Annotated in this window: 15 protein-coding genes and 1 tRNA gene; 12 read left to right on the forward strand and 4 right to left on the reverse strand. The window is 67.6% G+C overall.

All coding sequences use genetic code 11. The annotated features are described in order from the left end of the window. Positions 1 to 153: 153 nt before the first annotated feature. The 4 genes from VF631_RS04380 to VF631_RS04395 all read left to right on the forward strand — a co-directional run bounded on the left by VF631_RS04380 (position 154) and on the right by VF631_RS04395 (position 3,150). A complete protein-coding gene (locus VF631_RS04380; protein WP_431849057.1) occupies positions 154 to 1,302 on the forward strand; it encodes a zinc-dependent alcohol dehydrogenase in 1,149 nt (382 codons plus the stop codon). A 15-nt stretch (positions 1,303 to 1,317) separates the two neighbouring features. Beyond that, the gene (locus tag VF631_RS04385; RefSeq protein WP_431849058.1) at positions 1,318 to 1,893 is read left to right on the forward strand and encodes a hypothetical protein; all 576 of its coding nucleotides are present in this window, start codon (positions 1,318 to 1,320) and stop codon (positions 1,891 to 1,893) included. A 32-nt stretch (positions 1,894 to 1,925) separates the two neighbouring features. Then, positions 1,926 to 2,678, forward strand: coding sequence for a protein-L-isoaspartate(D-aspartate) O-methyltransferase (locus VF631_RS04390; RefSeq protein WP_431849059.1), 753 nt, complete (start codon positions 1,926 to 1,928; stop codon positions 2,676 to 2,678). A 115-nt stretch (positions 2,679 to 2,793) separates the two neighbouring features. After that, positions 2,794 to 3,150, forward strand: a complete 357-nt coding sequence (locus VF631_RS04395) for a GreA/GreB family elongation factor (protein WP_431849060.1) — start codon at positions 2,794 to 2,796, stop codon at positions 3,148 to 3,150. Between the two features lie 64 nt (positions 3,151 to 3,214). Here the strand turns inward: VF631_RS04395 and VF631_RS04400 are convergent, their stop codons facing one another. Further along, positions 3,215 to 3,628 (reverse strand): holin family protein, encoded by a 414-nt coding sequence (locus VF631_RS04400; protein WP_431849061.1) that lies wholly within the window; start codon positions 3,626 to 3,628, stop codon positions 3,215 to 3,217. 2 nt (positions 3,629 to 3,630) lie between these two features. After that, positions 3,631 to 4,215 (reverse strand): glycoside hydrolase family 108 protein, encoded by a 585-nt coding sequence (locus VF631_RS04405; RefSeq protein ID WP_431849062.1) that lies wholly within the window; start codon positions 4,213 to 4,215, stop codon positions 3,631 to 3,633. 118 nt (positions 4,216 to 4,333) lie between these two features. Between VF631_RS04405 and VF631_RS04410 the strand changes: the two genes are divergently transcribed. Then, positions 4,334 to 6,013 carry a DUF2339 domain-containing protein gene (locus VF631_RS04410; protein WP_431849063.1) on the forward strand — a complete coding sequence of 560 codons (1,680 nt, stop codon included), beginning with the start codon at positions 4,334 to 4,336 and terminating at the stop codon, positions 6,011 to 6,013. Between the two features lie 37 nt (positions 6,014 to 6,050). Here the strand turns inward: VF631_RS04410 and VF631_RS04415 are convergent. Then, positions 6,051 to 6,127, reverse strand: a tRNA-Pro gene (locus VF631_RS04415). Between the two features lie 130 nt (positions 6,128 to 6,257). On the opposite strand from VF631_RS04415, the gene VF631_RS04420 reads away from it, so the two are divergent. The 5 genes from VF631_RS04420 to VF631_RS04440 all read left to right on the forward strand — a co-directional run bounded on the left by VF631_RS04420 (position 6,258) and on the right by VF631_RS04440 (position 10,115). Continuing rightward, entirely contained in the window at positions 6,258 to 6,725 is a 468-nt protein-coding gene (locus tag VF631_RS04420) for a PaaI family thioesterase (protein WP_431849064.1), read from the forward strand. Between the two features lie 96 nt (positions 6,726 to 6,821). Further along, positions 6,822 to 7,160, forward strand: a complete 339-nt coding sequence (gene yajC, locus VF631_RS04425; protein ID WP_431849065.1) for a preprotein translocase subunit YajC — start codon at positions 6,822 to 6,824, stop codon at positions 7,158 to 7,160. Positions 7,161 to 7,164: 4 nt separating this feature from the next. Beyond that, positions 7,165 to 8,760, forward strand: coding sequence for a protein translocase subunit SecD (gene secD / locus VF631_RS04430; protein ID WP_431849066.1), 1,596 nt, complete (start codon positions 7,165 to 7,167; stop codon positions 8,758 to 8,760). A gap of 12 nt (positions 8,761 to 8,772) precedes the next feature. Continuing rightward, a complete protein-coding gene (gene secF / locus VF631_RS04435; RefSeq protein ID WP_431849067.1) occupies positions 8,773 to 9,738 on the forward strand; it encodes a protein translocase subunit SecF in 966 nt (321 codons plus the stop codon). After that, positions 9,738 to 10,115 carry an Mth938-like domain-containing protein gene (locus VF631_RS04440; protein WP_431849068.1) on the forward strand — a complete coding sequence of 126 codons (378 nt, stop codon included), beginning with the start codon at positions 9,738 to 9,740 and terminating at the stop codon, positions 10,113 to 10,115. Before secF ends, VF631_RS04440 begins: the two co-directional genes overlap by 1 nt. Here the strand turns inward: VF631_RS04440 and VF631_RS04445 are convergent. Then, positions 10,112 to 11,278 (reverse strand): glycosyltransferase, encoded by a 1,167-nt coding sequence (locus VF631_RS04445; RefSeq protein WP_431849069.1) that lies wholly within the window; start codon positions 11,276 to 11,278, stop codon positions 10,112 to 10,114. The two genes, VF631_RS04440 and VF631_RS04445, sit on opposite strands and share 4 nt — an antisense overlap. Positions 11,279 to 11,402: 124 nt before the next feature. Here VF631_RS04445 and VF631_RS04450 point away from each other — a divergent pair, with 124 nt between their 5' ends. Together VF631_RS04450 and recN are read left to right on the forward strand one after the other, a co-directional pair. Continuing rightward, positions 11,403 to 12,227, forward strand: a complete 825-nt coding sequence (locus VF631_RS04450) for an outer membrane protein assembly factor BamD (protein ID WP_431849070.1) — start codon at positions 11,403 to 11,405, stop codon at positions 12,225 to 12,227. Positions 12,228 to 12,336: 109 nt separating this feature from the next. Continuing rightward, complete coding sequence (gene recN / locus VF631_RS04455; RefSeq protein ID WP_431849071.1) at positions 12,337 to 13,998, forward strand: DNA repair protein RecN; 1,662 nt, start codon at positions 12,337 to 12,339, stop codon at positions 13,996 to 13,998. Positions 13,999 to 14,044 lie beyond the last annotated feature (46 nt).

Below are 14,044 nucleotides of genomic sequence, written 5' to 3' on the forward strand. Positions count from 1 at the left end.
AGGTTTCTCCCTCCCCCCCCCCCCGAACCTATGTTAGGCGAATTCCATTCCCCATACTGGTGGGCAACGCTCGTCAGGCACGCCCCGGCGGGCTCTGGAACCAAAGGCGGCTGCACCGGCTTCTAGCGGCACTGGACAAGCCGAGGGACGCCCATGCTCGCAATGAATTACCGCGGTCCGTACCGCGTCCGCGCCGAAGAAAAGCCGATGCCGGTGATCGAGCATCCACGCGATGCCGTGGTGCGGGTCACCCGCTCGTGCATCTGCGGCTCGGACCTCCACCTCTATCACGGGCTGGTGCCCGACACGCGGGTCGGAATGACCTTCGGCCACGAATTCTGCGGCACCGTCGAGGAAGTCGGCTCCGCGGTCGAGAACCTCAAGGCCGGCGATCATGTCCTGGTCCCGTTCAACATCGCCTGCGGCCAATGCCATTTCTGCAAGCAGGGCATGTTCGGCAATTGCCACGAGTCGAACCCGCAAGCGACCGCGGTCGGCGCGATCTACGGCTATTCGCACACCGCGGGCGGCTATGACGGCGGGCAGGCGCAATATGTGCGCGTCCCCTACGCCGATTTCGGCCCGACCATGATCCCCGACTGGATGGACCCGGACGATGCGGTGCTGCTGACCGACGTCGTGCCGACCGGCTACCAGGCCGCGGAGATGGGCGGCATCAAGCAAGGCGACACGGTAGTTGTGTTCGGCGCAGGCCCCGTCGGTATCATGGCCGCGCGCTGCTCATGGCTGTTCGGCGCCGGCCGGGTAATTGTCATCGACCATGTCGACTACCGGCTCGATTTCGTTCGCGATTACGGCCCGGCGGAAGTCTACAACTTCCGCGAAATCGACGACATGGCCGTGTTCATCAAGAAGCAGACCGACGGCCTTGGCGCCGACGTCTGCATCGACGCGGTCGGCGGCGACGCCGCGGGCAGCAAGCTCCACACCCTGTTCGGCGTCAAGTTGAAGCTGGAGGCAGGCTCGGCGATCCCGCTCCACTGGGCGATCAACTCCGTCAAGAAGGGCGGAATCGTCTCGATCGTCGGCGTCTACGGCCCCACCGGCAACATGGTGCCGATGGGCAATGTCCTGAACAAGGGCCTCACCATCCGCGCCAACCAGGCCTCGGTGAAGCGCCTGCTCCCGCGCCTGATCGAGCACGTCAAGGAAGGCCGCATCAATCCCAAGGCCTTGATCACCCACCGCGCGGGGATCGAGGACATCGCCGACGCCTATCACATCTTCTCGGCCAAGCTCGACGGCTGCATCAAGCCCGTGCTCGTCCCCAATGCAGCCTGAGCCGGAGAGTCGCTCATGAACCAGATCACCAAGCCCGCCGTCGACACCTCCAAAATCCTCGGCTGGGGCGTCGATGCCGATCCCGAGAACGATCCCACCTTCCCGATGCGCGACCGCTCGGAGGAGGATCGCACCGGCCCCGGCTGGCAAAGCCCGCCGCCGCAGCAGGTCGACGTCGAGATCCTGCAATCGGTCGAGTATGAGCGCCGCCCGGCCGTGGTCGGCACTTCGACGCCGCCGAGCGGCCTCAGCGGCGTGATCCGCCGCACCGCCTTCCGCTTCAGCGAGTCCGACTGGACGCACTGGCTGATGCTGATGGGCGCCGACCGCATCAACGTCGTCGAAGGAGTCCTCCAGGATCTCGGCCGCTTCAAGGTGCCCAATATCCCGGCGGAAATGGGCGTCCGCTCCGAACTCCGGCACAACAAGGAGGGCTTCGCCAAGAAGGTGGCCGTGGCGGCGGTGGCCGGCGCCTTGATCTATGGCCTCGTTCGCGCCCGCAAGCGCCCGAGCGGCGATCAAGCGGGCTCGGCCGATCAGGGCCGGGCGACGGAGCTGCCGGAACAGCCGAGCCTGCCCGACGCACCCTAGAGCTGATCGGATAGCCGAGGGGAAGATGAATCGTGAAACCGGTCCATGCTCTTCGTCTCCTGATCGCGCTGACGGCGACAGCGCTCGTGCCGCAGGCGCATGCCCAGCGCGCGGATGCGCCGGACGAGGAGCGGCGCTTCGCCAGGGCCCGCGCGCTCCTGGCCGAGTCCATCACCGACTATGCGCGGCCGATCGACGAACGAGCCGATCGCAAGGTGCTGGCGGCGATCCGCTCGGTGCCGCGGCATCTGTTCGTGCCGCCCGCCCAGCAGGCGGAAAGCTACGCCGATTATCCGCTCCCGATCGGCGAGGATCAGACCATCTCGCAGCCGAGCCTGGTCGCGCTCATGACCCATCTCCTGCGTCCCCGCCCGGGCGATGTCATTCTCGAGGTCGGCACCGGCTCGGGCTATCAGGCGGCCGTACTCTCGCCGCTGGTCGCCCGCGTCTATTCGATCGAGATCGTGGAGCCGCTCGCGCGACAGGCGGCGGAGCGCCTGCAGCGCCTCGGCTATGCCAATGTCGAGGTCCGGCATGGCGACGGCTATGCCGGCTGGCCCGAACAGGCCCCGTTCGACGGCATCATCGTCACCGCGGGAGCGCCGCATGTCCCGCGGCCCTTGCTCGACCAGCTCAAGCCCGGCGGGCGCATGGTCATCCCGGTCGGCCCCGCCGATGGCGGCCAGCGCCTGAAGCTCATCACCAAGAACGCAAAGGGCAGGACCAGCGAGCGCATGATCGTCCCGGTCCGCTTCGTCCCCTTGACGCGGAAGGTGAGGGGCTGATCGCGGACCGTTCTTTGCCGACGCGTTGCCAAGAGCAAGCTGCTATCCCAGGGCCCAGGAGCCATGCCGCCGAGGTAGAGGCATTTCACCGCCCCGGAGCGGCCAAGGAGAAGCAGTGAGCGTAGCGTTTCGGCGGGAGAGCGACGAGGAGCACAAGGAGCCCCGGTTCGAGATCCCGATCCCGGTCGGCCCCAATCTGGTGACGCCGGCCGGGCTCAAGCAGATCGAGGCGCGGGTGGCGGAACTTGAGGCGCTGGTGGCGGCCGAGGGCGAGGAGACGCGGCTGGCCGAGGCGAAGCGCGACCTTCGCTACTGGCGGACACGGCTCGCGACGGCGCAGCTCGCTTCGCCTCCGGCAGAGGGGCAGGCCGGGATCGGATCGCAGGTGCGTTTCCGCCGCAAGGGCAAGCTGAAGGAGATGCGGATCGTCGGCGACGACGAGGCCGATCCGGCGAACGGGAGCGTGTCCTAAGCTCGCCGAAGAGGCTCGCTAAGGCTGCGCAACCCTCTCCCGTCAAAGGGAGAGGGGAAGCAAGCTACCGCTCCACCCCCTTCGACTTACCCCAGGCCCGGGCCGCCGTGTAGCCGAGATACCCCGTCCCGAAGAGCGCATACAGTTCCTCCGGAATCCCGCTCAGATATGAGGTCATGCCCTTCGCGATCCCCTGCGCGATGCCCGGATTGACCGCCGCAATCAGGCCCATCGGGATCGACCACAGCAGCAAGGTATACATCACGTATAGGAAGCTCGGCCGCGCCCGGCTCGTCCACGGATCGGCGCTCCCTGCTTCCGCGACGATCGCCTTCATCTGCGTTTCGAGTGCCAGCATCTCCTGGCTGCCCTGCACCTTGATCAGCTCGAGCTTGGCCCGGTCGCGCGCTTCCGGGTCCGGGATGATCTTGTCGAGCAGTTTGGCGATCGGCCCGATCACCGCTTCAATCAGCGCCATGTTTACCTCCGAAGTTCATGAAGTCCACGGTGTCCGCGCAAGGCGCGATCAGCCGAGCCGGTTGGCCAGCCAGCCGTAAAGGAAGGCCTCGTTGCCGGGCCGCTGCTCGGCCAGGCGCATGTAGCGTTCGCCTGAAGCGCTTCGATCGCCTTCAGCAGCACCGTTTCGCCACGCTCGCCGCGGCGGGCGAGGAAGCCGCGCAGCGCCTCCAGCGTCCGCGGCCCGATCTTCCGGTCGACGGCGATATCTGGGTAATCCGTCGCGCCGCGATTAAGCGCATTCAGCGCGCGCTGCACAAAGCCGGCGGCAGTGTCAGGTCCCATGTTGACTCCGGTGTCGATTAATTCGGCTGCGATGCGGGGCGCATGCTCGGCCACGCGGTCTAACCCGGGCCGAATCCAGTAGATGCGCCGGTAGATCGCGACCGCCTCGTCGCGCGGGAACGATCGCATGTCGCCACGATAGCCGTGCGCCCGCGCGACCCTCTCCGTCACGCCCCAGCGGGTCGCCCCGCCGCGGTCTGCCGGGTGGTTGGAATAGCCGCCCTCGCGGCCGATTACTTCGTCGATGAGGTCGTCCACGTTCACGGCGCGCTCCTTCCAGGCTTCCCGAGTCGCCTCTGGATAACCATATCGGTTCGGTGTAGGACAGCGCCGATTGCGAGCGCGGGTGACATGACGAGCCTCCGCAGCTAGCCTTGCGGGCGTGGAATTCCTCGCATCCGTTCTGCTCCTCGGCCTGATCGGCCTGTTCGTCCTGGAACGGCGGCAGGCCGGCCGGTTGAACAGGCTGGAGCGAGAGCTGGCTTCGCTCCGGGCGTCTCTTTCCAGAGCTACCCCGCTCGATCCGGGAAGCTCCGCGTCCGAACCAGCTCAGCAACCCAGCTCGACGCTGCCGCAGGGCGGCCAGCCCATCCTGTCCACCTGGTTCGAACGCGTCGTCGCCGGACGCCTGCTGATCTGGACGGGCGGGGTCGCGCTTGCCGCCGGCGGCGTCTTCCTCATCCGCCACTCGATCGAGCTGGTCACGCCCGGCGCACGGATGATCGCGGCGGCTTTGCTCGGATTTCTGCTGATCGGCGCGGGCGAGGGCGCCCGGCGCGGCCGGCTCCTGTCCGGCGATCCGCGCACGGCCCAGGCGCTGGTCGGCGCCGGCATCGCCGTTCTTTACGCCACCGCCTACGGCAGCCACGCCCTGTTCGCGCTGATCGGAAGCGGCACGGCCGCGATGCTGATCGTGCTGGTCACCGCCGCCGCCCTGCTGCTGTCGCTCCGCCACGGCGCGCCGACCGCGGCTTTGGGCATCGTCGGCGGCTTCTCGGCGCCGTTGCTGGTCGGCGAACCGGAAGCCGGAGCCTTGCCGGTCCTGTTCTATGTGACCCTGCTCGACGCCGCGATCTTCTTCATCGCGTCCCGGCGGCGCTGGGGCTGGCTGGTCGCGGCGGCCGTGGCGGCGAGCTTCGCCTGGACCGGTTATTACATCCTGCTCGGACCGGAAGACGCATTGGCGGCCGGCTTCTTCGCGGCCCTGTTCGGAATCGCCGCGTCGCTGCCGCGCTCCGGGCCGAAGCCGCGACCCTGGTTGCTGGCGCCCGCCATCGTCGCCCTCGTCCAATTGGCGGTGCTGGTCGGCCGCGGCGATGCCGGCACCCCCGCCTGGCTGCTGTTCGCCGCGCTTGCAGCCGTTAGTCTGCCGCTGGCCGCCCTTCGGACCGAGCATCGCGCCCTGCCGGGGGCAGCCCTGCTGATCGCGCTGGCTCTGCTCGCCGTGAAGGCGGCGCTGAGGAACGACCCGCTGGTGCCCTGGGCAGCGGCGATCACGACCTTGCTGTTCTCGCTCGGCTCCGTGCCCGCAATTGCGAGCGGCCGGACCGCGGCGGCACTGACCGCCTGCGGCGCGCTTGCCGGACCGCTGCTGATCCTGCGACTGCTCCGCCCGGACTTGCTGACCCGTCCGGGGTACGGCCTCCTCGCGCTTTCACTCGCGATCGCCGCGCTGGCTCTGCTGTGGGCGATGCGGCCCCGCCCGCAGAATCCGGCGAGGTCCGGCGCCGGCGCATTCGAACTGGCCGGCACGGCCGCTTTGCTGGCGGCGATCGGCGCCTACGACATCGTCCCGCCGGATTTCGTCTCCGCCGCCTGGCTGCTTCTCTCGATCGCCCTGCTGCTCGCCGGAGTCCGTCTCGCTGAAAAGGCGCTGCGGGTGGCGGGGCTGGCGTTGCTCACGCTCACCGTTTTCAAAGCGTTCCTGATCGACGCCGCCGCGCTGCAAGGTGTGCTGCGGATCCTGTCATTCCTCGGGCTCGGCGTGGCCCTGATCGGAATCGGTGTGTTGTACGGAAAGCTGCTGGCCCCGGCGAACAAGAAGGAAACCGCCACCACCTGACAAGGGCCCCACGAAGTGCCGCTTCGTGGGGTTTGAGTGGTCGGGGCGACAGGATTCGAACCTGCGACCCCCACACCCCCAGTGTGATGCGCTACCAGGCTGCGCTACGCCCCGACCGATCGGCGCCGCCGGGCGGCTCCGAAGCCGCGCCGTTTAGGCCCGCACGCCCGCGAAGGCAAGGCTTGCCGCCTTGACATGGATGCACGCCACTTGTCTGGTTGCAGAACGAAACTGGAGGCCCCTGATGGAATACGGCGTCTGCACGGCTGAGGAGATCGCCGGGCTTTCCGGGCGCGACTTCCTCGACAAGATGATCGCGGGCGAGCTTCCCGCGCCTCCGATCGCCCGGACGCTCGGCTTCCGCCTGATTGAGGCCGGCGACGGCGTCGCCGTCTTTGAAGGGCGGCCGGGGCCGGACCTTCTCAACCCACTCGGCAGCGTACACGGCGGCTGGGCGCTGACCCTGATCGACAGCGCCGCGGGATGCGCGCTTCACACCCGGCTTCCGCCGGGCGCGGGTTACACCACGGTCGAGACCAAGGCCAACATGACCCGCGCGATCGGAGCCGAGGACGGCGCCGTCCGCTGCGAAGGCAGGGTCCTCTCGCACGGCAGGCAAATCGCGACCGCCGAGGCCCGGCTGACCAGCGCGGAAGGCAAGCTTCTCGCCCACGGCACGTCAACGCTGATCATCCTGCACCCGCGAGCCTGACCGCCCTTAACTTGCTTGGGGCGCGGCACCATGTTAGTCGCGCCCGCTTCTCGGGCAGGCTCACGCGCCGCCTATCTGCCAGGTCCATAGTCAAGCATGTTCGCATCACCCGCTTACGCTCAAGCAGCAGGCGCCGCGGCTCCGTCCGGGACTGCGAGCTTTCTCGTTTCGACTTTCCCGCTCGTCCTCATATTCGTCATCTTCTACTTCCTGCTCATCCGTCCGCAGCAGCGGCGCGCGAAGCAGCACCAGGCGATGATCGGCGCGGTCAAGAAGAACGATGTGGTAGTGACCGGCGGCGGGCTGGTCGGCAAGGTGACTCGCGTCGACGAAGCCGAGGTGGAAGTGGAGCTCGCTCCCAATGTGCGCGTGAAAGCCTTGAAGGGTACGCTGACCGACGTGCGTCCGCACGGCCAGAAGCCGGCGAACGACTGACATCATGCTCGATTTTCCGCGTTGGAAAGTGTGGGGCGTCACCCTGCTGTGCGTGCTCGGCATCTTGTTTGCCGTGCCGAGCTTCTTCCCGGCTTCGCAGGTGGCGAAATGGCCGGGCTTTCTTCCCTCAGCACGGATCGCGCTCGGCCTCGACCTCGCCGGCGGCAGCTACCTGCTGCTGGAAGGCGACACCCGCGACGTCGCGAACAAGCAGCTCGCGAGGATGGAAGAGATCATGGAAGCGGAGCTGCGCCGGGCCAGCCCCCGCATCGAACATGGCGAGATTTCGACCGCGGGCGGCCGCCTCAGCATCCCGATCGCCAACCCGGCGCAGGTCGAAGCGGCGAGGGCGATCGCTTCGCGCCAGAGCCAGCCAGTCGGCCTGGCCGGCAGCGGGAACTGGAACATCCAGATCGCCGACGGCAACCGAATCGTCATGCAGCCGACCGCCGCCGGGCTCGAGACGGAACTCGACAGCGCGATGGATACCGCCCGCGAGGTGATCTACAACCGCGTCGATCCGAGCGGCACCAAGGAAGTCACGGTGATCCGCCAGGGCGAGCGCCGTATCCTGGTCGAAGTGCCGGGCCTTGAGGATCCGGAAGGACTGAAAGCGCTGCTCGGCAAGACTGCGCGGCTGGAGTTCAAGCTGGTCGACGTCACCGCCGACCCGCAGGCGCAGCGCGCGCCGGCCGGGAGCCAGTTCCTTCCCTATCCGGACAATCCCGGTGGCATCCCCCGGATTGCGGTCAAGCGCCGCGCGATGGTCAACGGCGATCAGTTGGTTGACGCGCAGCAGACTTTCGATCCGACCACGAACGAGCCGGCCGTCAGCATCCGCTTCGACAGCGAGGGCAGCCGCCGGTTTGGACGCACAACGCGCGAGAACGTCAACAAGCCGTTCGCGATCATCCTCGACGATGTCGTTATCTCCGCGCCGAACATCAACGAGCCGATCCTCGGCGGTCAGGCGCAGATCGCCGGCAGCTTCACCGTTGAGACCGCGAACGACCTCGCCGTGCAATTGCGCTCCGGCGACCTTCCGGTCGAGATCCGCGTCATCGAGGAACGCACCGTCGGGCCGGGTCTCGGCGCGGATTCGATCCGGCTCGGCGCGATCGCCAGCATCGTCGCTGTCACGGCGGTGATCGTGTTCATGCTCCTCACCTATGGCCGCTTCGGCGTCTACGCGACGGTTGCGCTCGCCCTGAACGCGATCATGATCCTGGGCCTGCTGGCGGTGTTCGGTGCCGCGCTGACGCTGCCGGGAATTGCAGGCTTCGTGCTCACGATCGGCGCGGCCGTGGACGCGAACGTGCTGATCAACGAACGAATCCGGGAAGAGCAGCGACGAGGCCGCAAGGTGCTGGACGCGATCGAAACCGGATACCGCGAAGCGTCGACAGCGATCTTCGATGCCAACATCACAAACGTGATCGCGGCAGCCCTGATGCTCTATTTCGGCTCCGGCCCGATCCGCGGATTCGGCCAGGTGCTGCTGATCGGAATCATCACATCGGTGTTCACGGCCGTGAACGTCACCCGCATGCTGGTGGCATTGTGGGTCCGCAAGGCGCGGCCGCGCGAGCTGCACATCTAAGGAATCGCGACGATGCGCCTGCTGAAGCTCATTCCTGACGACACCAACATCGATTGGATGCGCTGGCGCAACCTCGCGGGGCTGATCTCCTTGTTGCTGGTGCTCGCCTCGACCGCGCTGGTGGCGACGCGCGGGCTGAATCTCGGCGTCGATTTCGTAGGGGGCCAGCAGATTCGCGCCAGCTTCGACCGTCCCGCCCCGATCGAGGACGTCCGCGCCCGCATCGCCGCGCTGAACCTCGGCGACGCCTCGATCAGCGAATTCGGAAACCCAAACACGCTGTCGATCCGGATGGCGGCTCCCGAGGGGGGCGCCGACGCGGCAAGCCTGGTGGTCAACCGCGTACGAACGACGATCAACCAAGCCTATCCGGGAACCGAGTTCGCGGTCGACAACGTCACCGGCAAAGTTTCCCAGGAACTGGCCTGGGATGGCGGCTTGGCGATCCTGCTGGCGATCCTTGGTATCGCCATCTACATCTGGTTTCGCTTCGAATGGCAGTTCGGCGTCGGCGCCCTCACGACACTGTTCCACGACGTCGTGATCGTGATGGGCTTCTTCTCGCTCACCCAGCTCGAGTTCAACCTGAACGTCGTCGCCGCGATCCTCACCATCGTTGGCTATTCGCTCAACGACACTGTGGTCATCTACGATCGCATTCGCGAGAACCTGCGCAAGTTCCGCAAGATGGAGATCGTGTCCCTGCTCAATGTCTCGCTCAACGAGACGTTGTCGCGCACCATCGTCACCAGCCTGTCGATCATGCTGGCGCTGTTGATGTTGCTGATCTTCGGGCCGCCCGTGATCTTCGGGCTCACCGCCGCCATTCTGTTCGGTACGGTGATCGGCACCTATTCGTCGATCTACGTCTCGGCGCCGATGCTGGTCTGGCTCAAGGTCGATTCAAACAGCTTCCTGCCCAAGAATGCGGGCCCGGGCTCGGCCGAACGGGTCGCGCCCAAGGAAGGCTATAGCTGATGCCGCGCTGGGACCGCGACGCACCCGCGTCCGGCCCGGTCGTGCAGGGCGTCGGCCCGCGCGGTTTCTCGGTCGATGGCGGCATCTACCCCGGCCTTCTGCTCAGCCCTGAACGGGCCGACGCCTGGGCCCCGCCCGCGCTGGCGGAACTCACCATTGCGGATGTCGAGCCGCTGCTGAGGCTACAACCCCAGCCCGAATTCCTGCTGCTGGGCACCGGCGCCAAGCTCTCCTTCCCCCCTCGGACTCTGGTGCGAGCTCTGGAGGAGCGCGGCATCGGCATCGAGCCGATGGACAGTCGCGCCGCCGCCCGCACCTGGGGCGTGCTCCGCGCCGAGGAGCGCTGGATCGTCGCGGCGCTGATGCCGCTCGGCTAGGCGGGGCCGGCAATTGCGCGCAGGTGCTCCCGCAGTTCGGCGGCGTTGCGTTCCCAGGTGAAGCGCTCGGCCGAGCGGCGCACTGCCCGCGGATCGGGCACCGCCGCCAGCAGATCGCGCACCGCCGCCGCAATCGCGTCCGGTTCACCCGCGACGATGCGCCCGGCGCTTTCATCACTCAGCACCTCCCCCGCGCCGCCAACGTCGCTGATCACGATCGGCGTCCCGCAGGCCAGCGCCTCGATCCAGACATTGGCAAGCCCTTCCGAACTCGACGGAAGCACCATTACATCCGCGGCTCCGAGCAGCTCCGGGAGTTCCGAATGCGGCCGGCTGCCGAGCAGGCGTACGCGGGTCTCCAGCCCCGCTGCTCGGATCTGCCGCTCCAACGCCGGCCGATCCGCGCCCTCCCCCACCAGGATCAACGTTGCCCCGGGCAACCGCTCGAGCGCGCGGATGGTGATCGCCTGGCCCTTGCGCGGGATAAGGGCGCCTGCACTTACCAGGAGCGGCCCCGCGACGCCGAGGCGTGACTTCGCCGCGGCCCGGTCGATCGGCCGGAAGCGGTCCAGTTCGACCCCGGTATGGTGGACGCGGATCGTGTCCGGCATGCCGAGCCCGATCATCACGCCTTTAAGAGCCTTGCTGACGGCGAGCAAGCCCGCGGCAGCCTCTCCGGCTGCCTGTATCTGAGCGGCTATGCCCCGGCGGTATCCCCAGTATTGAATATCGGCGCCCCGCGCCTTGACCGAGAAGGGCACGCCCAGCGCCCGCGACAGGTGCATCGCCGCGGGCCCGTCCGGCCAGAAGAACTCGGCGTCGATCACGTCGAACGGGAAGCTCTTGCGTAAATCGCGCAGCGCCGGCAGCAACGCACGGGCCATCAACCGGGCCGTTGCACCTTCCCCGATCCGGGGCAGCACGCGAAAGCGGGGGCGGTGGACGGTAACGCCTTTCCAAGGCTCTTTATTCGCCAGCCGGGCACGACCCGAATAATGTGGGTGCAGCGAAAGCGGCCACGGTGGCAGCCCGACCGGCGAGACCACCTGCACCTCCACATCCGGAAACGCCGCCAGCCCCAAGGTCTGCCGCTCCACGAACACACCCAGGGTCGGCTGCGCCGCGTTCGGGAACAAGGTCGACAAGGTCAGCACGCGCAGCATTCGCTTCGCCTAGCAGGCGCCGCTTGCCGGGCCATTAAAGCCCGGTTCAGGCGGGCTGCGATTGACAGGTGGCCTATCACCGTCGCGCTTGGCCTCAGCCCGCGCCTCAGCTAAGAAGCCCGCCATGTTCCAGAAATCGTCACGCTCCCTTTCCACGATCCTGATCCTGGCCGCCTGCACGGCGCTTGCCGGCTGCGGCACGCTCGGGATCGGCGGCCGCAACAAAACCGGCGCCGACACCTCCTATGTGGCGCGTGACGTAAACACGCTCTACGCTGCAGCCAAGGGGCGGCTGGACCAAGGCCAATATACCACGGCCGCGGCCCTGTTCGACGAGGTCGAGCGCCAGCACCCTTATTCGGTCTGGGCGCGCCGCGCGCAGCTGATGAGCGCGTTCAGCTACTATCTCGCCAAGGACCACACCAAGTCGGTCGATTCCGCGCGCCGCTTTCTCGCCATTCACCCCGGCAACAAGGATGCGCCCTACGCGCTCTATCTGGTGGCGCTGAACTATTACGAGCAGATCGAGGACGTGAACCGCGACCAATCGATTACTAAGCAGGCGCTGGATTCCCTCGGCGAAGTGGTGCGCCGCTATCCGGAGACGCGCTACGCGGCGGATTCGCGGCTCAAGGTCGATCTTGTCCGCGATCACCTCGCCGGCAAGGAGATGGAGATCGGCCGCTTCTACCAGCGCCGTAACCAGTGGCTCGCCTCGATCGTGCGCTTCCGCAACGTGATCGACGAATATCAGACCACCACGCACACGCCCGAAGCGCTGATGCGCCTCACCGAATCCTATCTCGCACTCGGCGTGCCCGAGGAGGCCCGCAAGTCGGCGGCGGTGCTCGGCGCCAATTATCCCGGCACCGAGTGGTACCAGCGCGCCTTCGAACTCGTGCAGCGCAACGCCCCCGCGCCCCAGCGGACGGCGGCCGTTTCAAGGTAAGGGCAGGCTTCGGCTCAGCCTGAACGGTGCTTGGCGGGAAGAATTTCACCCACTCCGTTCGGCCCGAGCTTGTCGAAGGCCGCTCCTTCTTCTCTATTGGTCGGCGAAGATGCTGACCGCCCTCTCAATCCGCGATGTCGTCCTGATCGAGACGCTGGATCTCGAATTCGGTCCGGGCCTTGGCGTGCTGACCGGCGAGACCGGCGCGGGCAAATCGATCCTCCTCGATGCACTTGGCCTTGCGCTCGGCGCGCGGGCGGACAGCGGCTTGGTGCGAGAGGGGCAGGCGCAGGCGGTGGTCAGCGTCAGCTTCGATCTTCCCGCCGTCCATCCCGCGCTGGCCCTGCTGCGCGAGAACGGCCTCGACAGCGAGCCCGGCGAGCCGCTGGTCATCCGCCGCATCGTCAAGGCGGACGGCGGCAGCCGCGCCCTGGTCAACGACCAGTCCGCCTCCGTGGCCCTGCTCCGCGAACTTGGCGCGTCGCTGGTGGAAATCCACGGCCAGCATGACGATCGCGGCCTGCTCAACCCGCGCGGCCACCGCGCATTGCTCGACGCCTATGGCCGGATCGACAGCGCGCCCGCAGCAACTGCGTGGCGCCGCCTCCGGGAGTCCAGTTCCGAGCTCCTGGCCGCGAGGATCGACCAGGAGGCGGCGGAGCGCGATCGCGAATGGCTGGAGCATGCGGTCGCCGAGTTGACGGCGCTCGCGCCGGAGCCAGGCGAGGAAGAAGCGCTCGCACAGCTTCGCGCCTCGATGCAGACTGGCGAGCGGCTCGCCAGCGAACTTGCCACGATCGGCGATCAGCTGGAAGGCTCGGACGGTGCGCTCGCGCTGCTGCGTCAGGCCGCCCGGCGCCTCGACCGCATCGCCTCCGAGCATGAGCGGCTGGCTGAAGCTCTGGCGGCGATTGACCGTGCGGTGATCGAGGCTGCGGAAGCGGAGGACAAGCTCTCGCGCGCGATCGAGGAGCTCTCGTTCGATCCGCGCCGGCTGGAGGAGGCCGAAGCGCGGCTGTTCGAGATCCGCGCCGCGGCTCGCAAGCACAAAGTCGCGCCAGACGACTTGGCCGGGCTTGCGGAGGAGCTTGCCGGCCGGCTGCAGGCCTTGCAGGCCGGAGGCGGCCGGGTTGCCGAGCTGGAGAGGGCCGTCAGGGCCGCGCGCGGCGAATATGAAGCTGCGGCAAGGGCGCTGAGCAAGGCACGCGCTGCGGCCGCCAAGCGGCTCGACGCCGCGGTTGCGGCCGAACTCAAGCCCTTGAAGCTGGACGCTGCGCGGTTCCGGACGGTGGCGACGCCGCTGGCGGAACCGCAATGGAGCCAGGCCGGCTGGGACCGGGTGGAATTCGAGATCTCCACCAATCCGGGCACGCCCTATGCGCCGCTGATCCGGATCGCGAGCGGTGGCGAGCTGTCCCGCTTCATCCTGGCGCTGAAGGTCGCGCTGGCGGAAGCCGGCGGGGCGACGACGATGATCTTCGACGAGATCGATCGTGGCGTCGGCGGCGCCGTCGCCTCCGCGATCGGCGAACGCCTGCACCGGCTCGCCGAGCAGGCCCAATTGCTGGTCGTCACCCACAGCCCGCAGGTCGCCGCGCGCGGCGCCCGCCACCTGCTGATCGAAAAGAGCCACGAGGGCCTCGTGACCCGCACCAGCGTCCAGAGCCTCGACGAGACCCGCCGCCGCGAGGAAATCGCCCGCATGTTGTCGGGCGCGCAAGTCACCGACGAGGCGCGCGCACAAGCCACGAGACTGCTGGAGGCGGCCTAGAGAGAAGAAGAAGACCCTCATCCCAGCCTTCTCTCGCGGGCGGGAG

The sequence above is a fragment of the Allosphingosinicella sp. genome, from assembly GCF_036387615.1.
Classification (GTDB): domain Bacteria; phylum Pseudomonadota; class Alphaproteobacteria; order Sphingomonadales; family Sphingomonadaceae; genus Allosphingosinicella.